At 73.5% G+C, this 12781-nt stretch carries 9 protein-coding genes; 5 read left to right on the top strand and 4 right to left on the bottom strand.

Annotation, left to right across the window (positions count from 1 at the left end; genetic code table 11):
• Window positions 1-35: 35 nt before the first annotated feature.
• Complete coding sequence (locus tag BLR33_RS22655; protein WP_143031736.1) at window positions 36-2870, bottom strand: fascin domain-containing protein; 2835 nt, start codon at window positions 2868-2870, stop codon at window positions 36-38.
• Between the two features lie 351 nt (window positions 2871-3221).
• Between BLR33_RS22655 and BLR33_RS22650 the strand changes: the two genes are divergently transcribed.
• Window positions 3222-3599, top strand: coding sequence for an ATP-binding protein (locus tag BLR33_RS22650; RefSeq protein WP_322987185.1), 378 nt, complete (start codon window positions 3222-3224; stop codon window positions 3597-3599).
• A 97-nt stretch (window positions 3600-3696) separates the two neighbouring features.
• Here BLR33_RS22650 and BLR33_RS22645 read toward each other — a convergent pair whose 3' ends face one another.
• Both BLR33_RS22645 and BLR33_RS22640 read right to left on the bottom strand, forming a co-directional pair.
• A complete protein-coding gene (locus BLR33_RS22645) occupies window positions 3697-4767 on the bottom strand; it encodes a DUF2637 domain-containing protein (protein ID WP_093786396.1) in 1071 nt (356 codons plus the stop codon).
• 190 nt (window positions 4768-4957) lie between these two features.
• Window positions 4958-5746, bottom strand: coding sequence for a (2Fe-2S)-binding protein (locus BLR33_RS22640; protein ID WP_093786395.1), 789 nt, complete (start codon window positions 5744-5746; stop codon window positions 4958-4960).
• A 358-nt stretch (window positions 5747-6104) separates the two neighbouring features.
• Here BLR33_RS22640 and BLR33_RS22635 point away from each other — a divergent pair, with 358 nt between their 5' ends.
• The gene (locus BLR33_RS22635) at window positions 6105-6857 is read left to right on the top strand and encodes a hypothetical protein (protein WP_093786394.1); all 753 of its coding nucleotides are present in this window, start codon (window positions 6105-6107) and stop codon (window positions 6855-6857) included.
• 178 nt (window positions 6858-7035) lie between these two features.
• Here BLR33_RS22635 and BLR33_RS22630 read toward each other — a convergent pair whose 3' ends face one another.
• A complete protein-coding gene (locus tag BLR33_RS22630; protein ID WP_093786393.1) occupies window positions 7036-8643 on the bottom strand; it encodes a PucR family transcriptional regulator in 1608 nt (535 codons plus the stop codon).
• A 282-nt stretch (window positions 8644-8925) separates the two neighbouring features.
• Here BLR33_RS22630 and BLR33_RS22625 point away from each other — a divergent pair, with 282 nt between their 5' ends.
• The 3 genes from BLR33_RS22625 to pucD are packed head-to-tail and all read left to right on the top strand — an operon-like array spanning window position 8926 to window position 12712.
• Complete coding sequence (locus BLR33_RS22625; RefSeq protein ID WP_093786392.1) at window positions 8926-9819, top strand: FAD binding domain-containing protein; 894 nt, start codon at window positions 8926-8928, stop codon at window positions 9817-9819.
• Window positions 9810-10286, top strand: coding sequence for a (2Fe-2S)-binding protein (locus tag BLR33_RS22620; protein WP_093786391.1), 477 nt, complete (start codon window positions 9810-9812; stop codon window positions 10284-10286). The genes BLR33_RS22625 and BLR33_RS22620 overlap by 10 nt, the downstream gene beginning before the upstream one ends.
• A gap of 2 nt (window positions 10287-10288) precedes the next feature.
• Complete coding sequence (gene pucD / locus BLR33_RS22615; RefSeq protein ID WP_093786390.1) at window positions 10289-12712, top strand: xanthine dehydrogenase subunit D; 2424 nt, start codon at window positions 10289-10291, stop codon at window positions 12710-12712.
• Window positions 12713-12781: the final 69 nt, after the last annotated feature.

Here is a 12781-nt window from a genome sequence, read left to right as displayed (position 1 = left end):
GGTCAGGAGCGAAGCACCGGCCGCCGGTCGGTTCGTCAGTCGGTGATGAGGTCGAATTCTTCCCAGGGGCCGATGGCGGTGCGGTTGGCGATGAGGGGGTCGGCTCCTGCGTTGTCGGCGGTGACGTAGTCGTTGTTGATGCGGGCTTGGAGGCTGATGCTGCCGTCGGTGTTGTGGATGAGCTGGAATTGTTCCCAGGTGCCGACGGCGTCGACTTTGGCGAGCAGGGGTGCGGCTCCTGCGTTGTCGGCGGTGACGTATTTGTTGTTGGCGTGGGCGCGCAGGGCGATGTAGCCGCCGCCTTCGTCGAGGAGGTCGAACTGTTCCCATGGGCCGATGGCGGTGCGGTTGGCGATGAGGGGTGCGGCTCCTGCGTTGTCGGCGGTGACGTAGTCGCCGTTGGCGTGGGCCCGCAGCGAGACCACGGAACCGTTTCCGGGCGTCGTCCCGCTGCCCGCGTCCAGGCCGATCTGCACGTTGCCCAGGTGCTTGGCGGCCGTCGCCGGGGTGCCGGAGACCTGCGCGTAGGGCAGCGAGGTGGTGGGGGAGCCCACCTGCTCCACAAGGTAGGACTGGCCGGAGGTGACCGGCACGTTGATCGTGGCCGCGGTGGTGGAGGACACCACGACGCCGCTGCCCGAGCCGTTCACCACCTGGATCGCCTGCCCCGGCCAGGGGTTGCGGACCTTCATGGTGCGTGTGGAGCCGGCCTGGATGGCGACCGTGACCGGGGTGCCGCCCTGGACCTGGACGTCCACCTTGGTGTTGCCCTGCACCGAGACCGTGCCGCTGGCGTCCCAGGTGCTCGGCCAGGCGGGGGCGATCCGCAGGGTGCCGTCGTAGTCCTGCACCAGCGCCTCGTCCATCGCGGTGGCGACGCCCGACATCTGCTCGATGTAGCCCTCGGTGCCGACCGTGTTGCCCAGGTCCGCGAGGCCGTTGATGTACACCTGGTGGCTCTGCGTGATCGACACCAGCTTCGCGGCGACCTCGCTCGCCATGCCCAGCCGGGCCGCGTCGATCGCGTCCATGCTCCAGTCGTTGCCGCCGGTGAAGGCCCGGTGGTTGTAGCTGCGCACCGCCAGGTCGTGCAGCGGCCCCGGGTCGTCGGTGATCAGGTCGTACGGCCACACCGGTTCGAGGTCGATGTTCTCGCCGTTCCTGATCTGCGCGGTCGGCTGGTACGAGTACGCGATGATGTCGTTGTTGGAGGAGTCGGCCGACGGCGCCAGCACCTGGGTGCGGCCGTAGTCGGTGCGCGCCCACGGCGGTATCTGGCCCTCGGCCGTGGTCAGTTGGGACTGCAGCGAGGTGTCGGTGCCGAGCAGCTGGGCGGCCTGCACCACCACGGGGAAAAGTGCGGCGTCGGCGGCCAGGTCGGTGGTCGGGTCCTGCACCGCCCACTGCGTCTCGTGCGCGTTGGCCACCGCGTGCAGTTTCCCGTCGGAGCCGACCTTCTGGTAGGCGAGCAGGAAGGTCGCCGAGTCGCGCATCAGCGGGTAGTAGTGGCGCAGGAAGTCCAGGTCACCGGTGTCCTGGTACTGCTGCCAGACGTAGAGGCTGATCTCGGCGCCCGAAGTGATGTCCAGGGCGTTCCAGTTGGGGCTGCCGGGCTCGCTGCAGGCCGCGTTGGCGCCCGCGCCGGGGTCGCCGCCGTTGCCGTTGAAGCGCATGACCTCCGGCACGCATGCGCCGGGCAGGCCGCCCATCTGCTGCTTCGTCCACGCCTCGATCGCCGCCAGGTTGTCCTGGTAGAGGTTGAAGATCGGGGTGTTCAGGGCGAAGTTGCCGCTGCTCATGTTGGCCGAGATCTGCGTGCGCAGGTTCCACAGCCAGGTCGCCGAGGGCGTCCATGCCTGCTGGTCCTGGCCGAAGTTGAACATGTCGGCGACCCCGGCCTGGCTGCCCGGGATGGTGCCGCGCATCGAGGCGGCCTCCATGAACAGGTAGATCGTCCGCAGCGACTCCACGTAACTTGCCTGGCCGTCACTGGAGTTGGCCTCCAGCAGGCCGCTGTTCGCCCAGTAGTTCGCCCACCAGGACTGCTGCGAGGACAGCAGCGAGGACTCCGCCGCGGTGGCGTCGGAGCCGAGCAGGGAGGAGGCGGTGCTGCCGGCGTTGCCGCCGGTCCAGGTGGGCGCGCCCACGACCACCCGGAACGAACCGTCGGTGTTCGGCGTGAAGTTCACCTTCACCTGGGTGCTGTTGACCACCTGGGCCGTCACATTGCGGCCGCCCGCCGTCAGGGCGGCCAGTGAGCCGAAGGTGCGGCCCGAGGAGCCCGCCTCCTGGTTGTCCACCCAGGTCTCGGCGAGCGTGCCGATCGCGCCGGAGGCGGCCGCCTGCGGGCTGCGCCCGGACCACAGACCGACGGTGGCGGACTGCGCCGTGTTCGGATCCGCGCCGGTGACGTCCACCACCAGCTCGTCCTTGGTCGCCGACACCCAGGCCTTGAGCGTCATGCCGCCGCCGGACTCGTTGAGCACGCCTGTGTAGAGGTCCAGGCTGCCTTTGAAGTCGGCGGCGCCGGTGAGCTTGCCGAGGCCGGGGATCTGCACCTGACCGGGCGACTTGCGGCCGGGCAGGGTGTCGGCCCGGTTGAGCTGGGCGGTGAAGCCGCCGGCCGCCCACGCGGCCACGCCCAGCGAGCCGTTGCCGAGCGGAAGGGACTGCGCGGCCTGCGTGTTGGCCCGGCCGAGCACGATGTCGGAGCGGCGCACCACGTTCGGGGTGTCAACGTGGAAGGCGCCGTTCTGCCACGCGGTGGTCGCGGTGGCCGCGGCGGCCGGCTGCGAGACGGCGGGAACGAGTAAGCCGGCCGCGAGTGTGGACGCGGCGACGAGAACCAGCACATTGGGTGGTCGGACCATTCGGAGACGTCCGACAAGACGGTGCGGTGAGGACACGGCCCCTCCCGAGGCGACGGGATTATCACGACACAGGCGGCGTCATCCACGAGACGTACGGGATGAGTGGGCCACACAGTGGCGGCAGGGAAGGGGAGTGTCAAGGGCTCTCGTCGCCGGGAAACCGCTATACATCGGACGTATGGCCGCGCCTTGAAGGGCAGTTGGCTGGTTCCGTCAAAGTCGTCAAGGCCCTGTCAAACGGTCGGATGACTGGACGTGTCACCACTGGGGCATGACTGACCACAGGGGATACGGCTTGGACCAGATCGGGGGAAGCAGACGGACATCACGGGGCACCGGTTGCGGTACGCGGTGCGGCGGGCGGATCTGCCCGCCGTGGCCGAGACCCGCAGGCTCCTTCGGGAGCGCCTGCGGCAGTGGGGCGTACCGGCACTGGTGGATACGACGGAACTGCTGGCTACCGAACTCCTCACCAACGCGCTGCAGCACACCCGGGGCGGCGCCGTGGTCACCGCGACGCTCTCCCCCCACCCGCGGCGCAGGCTGCGGGTCGAGGTGCGCGACGGCTTCGCGCAGCCGCCCGCCCCGCGCCCGGCGCGGCGGGCGGGCGACCACGCCACCTCGGGCCGGGGGCTGATGCTGGTGGAGGCGCTCGCCGACGACTGGGGGGTGCGGCCCTGTCACGCCGGGAAGGCGGTGTGGTTCGAGCTGGACACACAAGCGGCGTGACCCCGCGGGGGGATCACGCCGCTCGCGCGCCGGCAGCGCGCCGACGGCCGCCAACAGCCTCAGCGGGCCGCCGCCTTGCCGTCCGGAGCTGTGCCGGTCAGCCGAACTGCCGCTCCAGGTCCTGGAGTTTGCGCTCCAGGGAGTCCAGGCGGGGCAGCGTCATCGTGTCGTCCTCGGCCGTGAGGTCGATCGTCGGCGCGGCGGCCGACGGCGTCGCCGGGGCGGCCTCCTCGCGGACCGGCTGGAGGGCGGGCCGCTGGCGCACCGGCAGTTCACCGGCCGGGAGTTCGGCCGCTATGGCAGGCTCCGATGCGGGCTGCCCACCGCCTGCGCCGCTTGCCGCGGGCAGCTCCACCTGGCGCCCGCCCCGGCCGCCGCGCGGCCAGGTGCGGTTCTGACGGGCCAGCGCCTTGATCTTCGCCCGCTCCATGCGGTCGTGGTCGCGGCGGCGCAGTTCGCGCTGCTCGCGCTGCCGCTTGTCCTCGCGGACCTCCTCGACCGCCTCGTCCAGCGAGCGCACGCCCTCCAGCAGCATCAGCGACCAGGCGGCGAAGGTCTCGCGGGGCGCCCGCAGCCAGCGGACCATGCGGATCTGCGGCAGCGGGCGGGGCACCAGGCCCTGCTCGCGCAGCGCCGCCCGGCGGGTCTGCTTCAGCGCGCGGTCGAAGAGCACCGCGGCCGACAGCGACATGCCGGCGAAGAACTGCGGGGCGCCGGCGTGGTCCACCCCGCGCGGCGCGTGCACCCAGTTGAACCAGGCCGCGGCGCCCGCGAACAGCCACACCAGCATGCGCGAGCCGAGCGCGGCGTCACCGTGGCTGGCCTCGCGCACGGCGAGCACCGAGCAGAACATCGCCGCGCCGTCCAGGCCGAAGGGCACCAGGTACTCCCAGCCGTTGGTCAGGCCGAGGTTCTGCTGGCCGAATCCCACCAGCCCGTGGAAGGACAGGGCGGCCGCCACCGCGGCGCAGCAGAACAGCAGGACGTAGGAGGCGCTGCCGTAGATGGCCTCCTTGCGCCGCCGCCGCTCCTCGCTGCGCTCCCAGGAGTCGGTCTGGCCGCTGTCGCCCGCGTGCCGGCTGCGGACGACGTACACGCAGGCCGCGAGGACGAACAGGCCGACCACGCCCGAGATCGTCCAGCTCAGCGATATTCCGGTAAGTCTCATGTACGAATCCTCGGGTCGCTTCCGTCGCGCTCGGGCCGCGGGACGGCTCACGAGCGACATCATTGCGAAGAGCACGGGTGGGCGCAGACATTTCGCCGACTTTCCGGCACAAGAGCACGCGTACGGGTCCCCGGGTGCTCGAACTCTCGTACCAGAACAGTCGAGTTGAGCGAGATCGTAGCGCGGTCGGTCAGGCCGCGTTCGCCGGGTGTCCGATTCGGGGGCGTTCGCACGCGCGCGGGCAGCCGGAGCAGATACCGGCGGGGTCGATGGTGTAGTAGAGGCAGCAGGTCTCACGGGTGCGTGACACTCCGTCAGGTCCGTGCCTGAAGTGCGCGCCGCCGGCCAGTGGTTTCGTCCCGCCCGGCAGCAGCAGGCCGAGTTCGGCGACCGCACGGTCCCGCTCGCCGAGCAACTCCGCGACGTAGGAGAGGCCCTCGGCGATCTCGTCGGTGACCAGACCCCACAGGGCACGCGGCCCGCGGCGCAGCAAGGGGGCGAATCCGGCCAGCAGGGGGGTCGCGTGCTCGGCGACCGCCGCCCGGACCTCGGCCCGCAGTTCGTCCGGCGACGCCACGACCCGCGCGCCGGGCAGTGCGGCGGCCGGGTCCTCCGGCAGGCAGGCGAACTCCCGCATCCGTACGGTCATCCGCCCGGTGGTGGTGTGGAACGACACGTCGCCGACCGGCAGTCGGGGCACCCGGCGGGACAGGAACCACGGCACCGTGAACAGCAGCGCGGCCGGCCACAGATAGCGGTGCAGGGCGAGGGTGGCCGCGACGTCGGTCCGCACCTCGGCGCCGCGGCCGCCGCCCAGCTGCTTCGCGTTCGCCGCGACGTACGCCTCCACCGCCGGGCCGCCCGCGGCGAGTTCGGCCGCGCCCAGCCAGCCGCGCCCCCGGCGCGGGGGACCGGCGCTGACGTGCGCGGAGGGCAGCACGGCGGACAGGCGGGCGTAGGACGTCGCAATCGCTGGCATGGTAAGCCTTACCTTAGCGGCCCCTGCTCGCGTTCGGCTCGACCGCGGTAGGCCGGCCGGGTGATTCGGCCCGGTGCGCGCCACCTGGTCCCTCGCGGGCCGCCGCCGACCGCGGGCGGAACACTGCGTGGCCGGTGGGCAGCGGTGCCGTGACGGCCGGGGAGCCGCTTGCCCGCTCGTGAAAGTGATCCCGTTCACAAGAACTGATCTCCGACCCCTTGGCGCGGGGCCCCCGGCCGTGCTGGACTTCCGCCACTGCACCCGTAACGCACGCGGGCCGGCCCTCTGTGCGCCCCGCTCGCGCTGCTCTCGCACTGCACCGCTCGCACTGGCTCGATGACGCGCTTGGGGAGATGCCGTGACGGATACCGCCTTGTCGGAATCGGTGGTCGGAGTACCGGACGTGTGGCGGCTGCGGGCCCGTGGCTGCTGGGCGGAGGCGGCGGCCCTGCTCGCGCCCTTCTGCGCCGAGGACGCCGGTGCCGCGCTGCTGCGGGCGGAGCTGCTGGTCGAGTCGTGCTTCTACCACGTCGCGGGGTGGGCCGAGGCCGAGGACGCGCTGCGTACGGCCGAGGCGGTCGCGCACAGCGACGAGGAGCGCGGCGGGGCCGCCTCCGAACGCGGCTACCTCGCCTACGGGGCGACCGTCTTCGCCGTCCACGACCGCGCGGACGAGGCCAGTGCCGCCTTCGGGCGCAGCGCCGCGCTGCTCGGGCCCGGCTCGCCCGGCCGCCCGCTGCTGGACTTCCGCCGCGGCCTGGTCGCCGAGAACATCGCCGCGGACCCGGCGGCGGCCCGCGCGGCCTACCGCAGGGCGCACGCCGGCGCCGTCGCCCACGGCGACGCCTTCCTGACCTCCTTCACCTGGCGCCACCTGGCGGGCCTGGCCGCCGCCGAGGGCGACCTCGCCGAGGCGCGCCACGGGTACGGCGAGTCCCTGCGCATCCGCGTCGGACTCGGCCACCTCGTCGGCACCGCCCCCGCGCTGCTCTCCTGCGCCGAGGTCGCCGCCGACCCGGAGGAAGCGGCGCGGCTGCGCGCCGAGGCGATTCGCCTCCACACCCTCCTGGGCGGAGTGCCCACCTGGCTGACCCCGGCACCGGACGCCTGAGAACCCCCCACCTCACCTCGCCCGACCGGCCCGGCCGTCCGTGCCGGCAACGCCCGCCGGGCCGTGACCGGCCCGCCCGGTCAGCGCCCGCCCGCCGTTTGCGGCCCGCCTGCCTGTCGCGCTGCCCACCGGGGTGCCCCGTGAGCGGCTGCCGCTCCGTTCCGGGCGGGGACCGGCATCAGCTCATGCGCAGGGCCAGGAAGAAGTCGAGCTTGTCCTCAAGGCGGGACAGGTCGCGGCCGGTGAGCTGCTCGATGCGGCCGACGCGGTAGCGCAGGGTGTTGACGTGCAGGTGGAGGCGGTTGGCGCAGCGGGTCCAGGAGCCGTCGCACTCCAGGAATGCCTCCAGGGTGGGGATCAGGTCGGCCCGGTGCCGCTGGTCGTAGGCCCGCAGCGGGTCCAGCAGCCGGGCGGTGAAGGCGCGGCGGACGTCGTCGGGCACGAAGGGCAGCAGCAGGACGTGCGAGGCCAGCTCGTCGTGACCGGCCGCGCAGACCCGGCCGGGGCGCGCGGCGGCCACCCGGCGGGCGTGCCGGGCCTCCTCCAGCGCGCCGCGCAGCCCCTCGGCGGAGTCCACCGCCGCGCTGATCCCCACCGTCAGCCGCCCGTCGTCGCCGAGCCCGCGGGTCAGCGGCCCGCGTACCGCCTCCAGCAGCCGCTCCGCCCGCAGCGCCCGGCCGCCGTCCTCGGCGAGCGGCACCAGCGCCATCGCCTCGTCGTCCACGACCGTGACCGCCACCCGGTCCGAGGGGTCGGCGAGCAGTTCCTCCAGCAGGGCGCGGGCCGGCGGGCCCGGCGGCACCTCGCCGCCCGACCAGTCCACCCGCGCCACCACGACCTGCCAGTGCGGCGCGCCCGCGCCCGGCACCAGCACCGGCACCGCGGCCCGCAGCCGCGCCCCGATCTCGGCGGCCGGCGCGCCGGTCCCGACCAGCTCGAAGACCTCCGCGGCCAGCCGCCGCCGCACCGCGCGGGCCGCCTCCCGCCGTTCGCGCTCCACCGCGATCAGCTGGGCCACGCCCCGCAGCAGGTCGAGCCGCTGCGCCGGCCAGTCGCCGGCGTCGGCCTCCACCGCGAGGAACCAGTCGGAGAGCACGGACGCCCGCAGGTCCGCGTCCGCCTCGCCGCCGCGCACAGGGAAGTTCGAGTACGTGCGCCCGCCCTGGGCGGCCACCCGGTACGGGCCGGGGCGGCCGGTGCGGCGGGCGGCCTGCTGGGCGCCGGCCAGTTCGCCGCGCACCGGAGCGGGCAGCGTGCCGCCCGCGCCCGCGATCTCCCGGCCGGTGGAGGAGAGCACCCAGGCCCGCAGGTCGAGGTCGCCGGCGAGCAGGTCGAGCACGGCGCCGGGTCCGCCGGGGCCGGCGGACATCAGCCGGCGGTGCCGCTCGACCACGGCGGCCAGGTCGCCGGCCCGCTCGCCGGAGACCTGCCGCAGCACGTACTCGGTGATGGTGGAGAAGGCGACCCGCTCGTCCACGGCGAACAGCGGCAGCCGGTGCCGCGCGCAGGCGTCCACCACGTCGCGCGGGACGGCGCCCAGGTCCGCCTCGCCGGCGCCGAGCGCGGCCACCCCCGCGGCAGCCAGCACCCGGACGAAGGGCTCGGAGTCGGCGGGCGTGCGGCGCCAGGCGAGGCCGGTGAGCACCAGTTCGCCGCCGCTGAGGTAGCGGCCGGGGTCGCGCAGGTCGGTGGTGGTCACGCCGCGCACGGTGCGGTCCAGTTCGTCCTCGCCGCCGAGCAGCCGCAGCCCGAGGGCGTCGGTCTCCAGCAGTGCGCGCAGCCGCATACGTCTCGCCTTCGTCCGCGGCCGGGGGCCGGCCGCTCGTCGCCGGTGGTGGCGCGGTCGCGTCCGCCCCCACCCGGAGTGTGCGGCATCCGTGTTGCCGATGGGATGCGGCGAGGTTTCACGGCCCGCCCTTTCGGAGGAATCTACAAGACCCGGGGCCCGGCCGGCGCGGCGCTTCATGTGTTCGGTGACTGCACCCGGATGGCCGGTGGGCCGTGTACTGGCCCCACGCCGCGTGTAACAGGACATGAACAGCACCCGGACCCGAGAAGAGACGCCCCCATGGAATTCCTGCGCCCCGCCACCTGGCAGGAGGCGGTCGCCGCCAAGGCCGAGCACCCTTCCGCGGTGCCCATCGCCGGCGGCACGGACGTGATGGTGGAGATCAACTTCGACCACCGCAGGCCCGAGCACCTGCTGGACCTCGGCCGCATCCCGGAGCTCTCGGAGTTCGACACCGACAGCGGGTCCGGGACCGTACGGCTGGGCGCGAGCGTGCCCTACAGCCGGATCATGGAGCACCTGCGCACCCAGGCGCCGGGCCTGGCGCTCGCCTCGCACACCGTGGCCTCCCCGCAGATCCGCAACCGCGGCGGGGTGGGCGGCAACCTCGGCACCGCCTCGCCAGCCGGCGACGCCCACCCGGCGCTGCTGGCCGGCGGCGCCGAGGTCGAGGCGGTCTCGGTGCGCGGCACCCGGCTGATCCCCATCGACGACTTCTACGTCGGCGTGAAGCGCAACGCGCTGGCGCCCGACGAGCTGATCCGCGCGGTCCGGCTGAAGACGGCCACCGGGCCGCAGCAGTTCTCCAAGGTCGGCACCCGCAACGCGATGGTGATCGCGGTGTGCGCCTTCGGGATCGCCCTGCACCCCGAGGTCCGGCAGGTGCGCACCGGCATCGGCTCGGCCGCGCCCACCCCGATCCGGGCCCGGGCCGCCGAGGAGTTCCTGGCGGCGGCGCTGGAGGAGGCGGGGCTGTGGGAGAGCCGGGCGGCCCTGCCGCCCGCGGTGGCACGGCAGTTCGCGACGCTGGTCTCCGGCGCCGCCAATCCCATCGACGACGTGCGGGGCACCGCCTCCTACCGGCGGCACGCGCTGGGCGTGATGGCCCGCCGCACCCTGGACTGGACCTGGCGGGAGTACCGCGGAGCGGAGAGGACCGAGTCATGCGCGTGACCTTCACCGTCAACGGCCGCCAGGCGAGCGCCGACGACGTCTGGGAGGGCGAGAGCCTGCTCTACGTGCTGCGCGAGCGGCTCGGCCTGCCGGGCTCGAAGAACGCCTGCGAGCAGGGCGAGTGCGGCTCGTGCACGGTCCGCCTGGACGGCGTGCCGGTGTGCTCCTGCCTGGTGGCCGCGGGCCAGGCGCAAGGCCGCGAGGTCACCACCGTGGAGGGACTGGCCGGACCCGAGGGCGAACTGTCCACCGTGCAGCAGGCGTTCGTGGACGCCGGCGCCGTGCAGTGCGGCTTCTGCACCCCCGGACTGCTGGTCGCCGCCGACGAGTTGCTGGAACGCAACCCCGAACCCTCCGACGGCGACATCCGCGAGGCCCTGTCGGGCAACCTGTGCCGCTGCACCGGCTACGAGAAGATCCTCGACGCGGTCCGCCTCGCGGCCGCCCGCACCGAAGGGGCGGTGTGAGCATGAGCACGGCCGAGCAGAACCGCGCCGCCGAGGGCGGCCGCACCCCCACCGGGGTCGCCCGCGGCCTGACCCAGGGCGCCACCGGCACCCGCGGCGGCATCGGCGAGTCCACGCTGCGCCCGGACGGCGTCCTGAAGGTCACCGGCGAGTTCGCGTACTCCTCCGACCTGTGGCACGAGGACATGCTGTGGGGCCACACCCTGCGCAGCACCGTCGCCCACGCCAGGATCGTCTCCATCGACACCGCCGAGGCGCTGGCCACCCCCGGGGTGTACGCGGTGCTCACCTACGACGACCTGCCCACCGAGGTCCGCCACTACGGGCTGGAGATCCGCGACACCCCCGTCCTCGCCCACGGCAAGGTCCGCCACCACGGCGAGCCCGTCGCGCTGGTCGCCGCCGACCACCCCGAGACCGCCCGCCGCGCGGCCGCCAAGATCCGCGTGGTCTACGAGGAGCTGCCCGTCGTCACCGACGAGGCGTCCGCGACCGCACCCGGCGCCGTACTGGTCCACGAGGACCGCGACGACCACCACAGCGGCCACGTGCCGCACCCCAACATCGTGCACCGCCAGCCGATCGTACGCGGCGACGCCGACGCCGCCGCCCGGCGCGCGGACGTCGTCGTACGCGGCGAATACGTCTTCGGGATGCAGGACCAGGCGTTCCTCGGCCCGGAGTCCGGGCTCGCGGTGCCCGCCGAGGACGGCGGGGTGGACCTCTACGTCGCCACCCAGTGGCTCCACTCCGACCTGCGGCAGATCGCCCCCGTGCTCGGCCTGCCGGAGAAGAAGGTCCGCATGACCCTCTCCGGCGTCGGCGGTGCCTTCGGCGGCCGCGAGGACCTGTCGATGCAGATCCACGGCTGCCTGCTCGCGCTGCGCACCGGCAAGCCCGTCAAGATCGTCTACAACCGTTTCGAGTCCTTCTTCGGCCACGTCCACCGCCACCCGGCGAAGCTGACGTACGAGCACGGGGCCACCCGGGAGGGCAAGTTGACGCACGTGCGCTGCCGCATCGTGCTGGACGGCGGCGCCTACGCCTCCTCCTCCCCGGCCGTCGTCGGCAACGCCGCCTCGCTCGGCGTCGGCCCCTACGTCGTGGACGACGTCGACATCGAGGCCCTGGCCCTCTACACCAACAACCCGCCGTGCGGGGCGATGCGCGGCTTCGGCGCGGTGCAGGCGTGCTTCGCCTACGAGGCGCAGATGGACAAGGTCGCCGCCGAACTCGGCATGGACCCCGTCGAGTTCCGGCAGCGCAACGCCATGGAGCAGGGCGCGGTGATGCCCACCGGGCAGGTCGTGGACTCGCCCGCGCCGGTCGCCGAACTGCTGCGCCGGGTCAAGGCGATGCCGCTGCCGCCCGAGCGGCAGTGGGAGACCACCGAGGGCGCCGACGTGCGGGCCCTGCCCGGCGGCCTGTCCAACACCACCCACGGCGAAGGCGTCGTACGCGGGATCGGCTACGCGGTCGGCATCAAGAACGTCGGCTTCTCCGAGGGCTTCGACGACTACTCCACCGCCCGGGTGCGCATCGAGGCGATCAACGGCGAGGCCGTGGCCACCGTGCACACCGCGATGGCCGAGGTCGGGCAGGGCGGCGTCACCGTGCACGCCCAGATCGCCCGCTCCGAACTCGGCGTCACCCAGGTCACCATCAACCCGGCCGACACGCAGGTCGGTTCGGCCGGCTCCACCTCGGCCTCCCGGCAGACGTACATGACCGGTGGCGCGGTGAAGAACACCTGCGAGGCGGTGCGGGAGAAGGTCCTCGCCATCGGCCGCCGCAAGTTCGGCACCTACCACCCCGCCTGGGCGACCGCCGAACTCCTGCTGGAGGACGGCCACGTGGTGACCGACGGCGGCGAGAAGCTCGCGCCCATCGCCGAAGTGCTCGAGGACGAGGCGGTGGACCTGGAGCTGGAGTTCCGGCACCGGCCCACCCAGCCGTTCGACCTGCGCACCGGGCAGGGAAACGGCCATGTCCAGTACAGCTTCGCCGCCCACCGGGCCGTGGTCGAGGTCGACACCGAACTCGGCCTGGTCAAGGTGGTCGAGCTGGCCTGCGCGCAGGACGTCGGCAAGGCGCTCAACCCGCTGTCGGTGGCCGGCCAGATCCAGGGCGGCTCCACCCAGGGCCTGGGCGTGGCCGTCATGGAGGAGATCGTGGTCGACCCCGTGACCGCCAAGGTGCGCAACCCCTCCTTCACCGACTACCTGATCCCCACCATCCTCGACACCCCGAGCATGCCGCTCGACATCCTCGAACTCGCCGACGAGCACGCCCCCTACGGGCTGCGCGGCATCGGCGAGGCCCCCACCCTGTCGTCCACGCCCGCCGTCCTCGCCGCCATCCGGCAGGCCACGGGCCTGGAGCTCAACCGGACCCCGGTGCGACCGGAACACCTCACCGGGTCCTGAACGCCGCCCGTACCGGCCGCGCCGAGCGGCGCCGCCGGTACGGGAAGGCACCGCACGTGTTCGCCTCGG

Origin of the sequence: Actinacidiphila guanduensis (assembly GCF_900103985.1) — a bacterium.
GTDB classification, from domain to species: Bacteria; Actinomycetota; Actinomycetes; order Streptomycetales; family Streptomycetaceae; genus Actinacidiphila; species Actinacidiphila guanduensis.
Note: the sequence above shows the minus strand (reverse complement) of the source record. Positions and strands in the feature narration are given on the sequence as shown.

Coding starts and splice junctions, on each gene's coding strand:
- BLR33_RS22655 (WP_143031736.1), bottom strand. CDS start 2,870: ATGGTCCGACCACCCAATGTGCTGGTTCTCGTCGCCGCGTCCACACTC.
- BLR33_RS22645 (WP_093786396.1), bottom strand. CDS start 4,767: ATGAGACTTACCGGAATATCGCTGAGCTGGACGATCTCGGGCGTGGTC.
- BLR33_RS22640 (WP_093786395.1), bottom strand. CDS start 5,746: ATGCCAGCGATTGCGACGTCCTACGCCCGCCTGTCCGCCGTGCTGCCC.
- BLR33_RS22630 (WP_093786393.1), bottom strand. CDS start 8,643: ATGCGGCTGCGCGCACTGCTGGAGACCGACGCCCTCGGGCTGCGGCTG.
- BLR33_RS22625 (WP_093786392.1), top strand. CDS start 8,926: ATGGAATTCCTGCGCCCCGCCACCTGGCAGGAGGCGGTCGCCGCCAAG.
- BLR33_RS22620 (WP_093786391.1), top strand. CDS start 9,810: ATGCGCGTGACCTTCACCGTCAACGGCCGCCAGGCGAGCGCCGACGAC.
- pucD (WP_093786390.1), top strand. CDS start 10,289: ATGAGCACGGCCGAGCAGAACCGCGCCGCCGAGGGCGGCCGCACCCCC.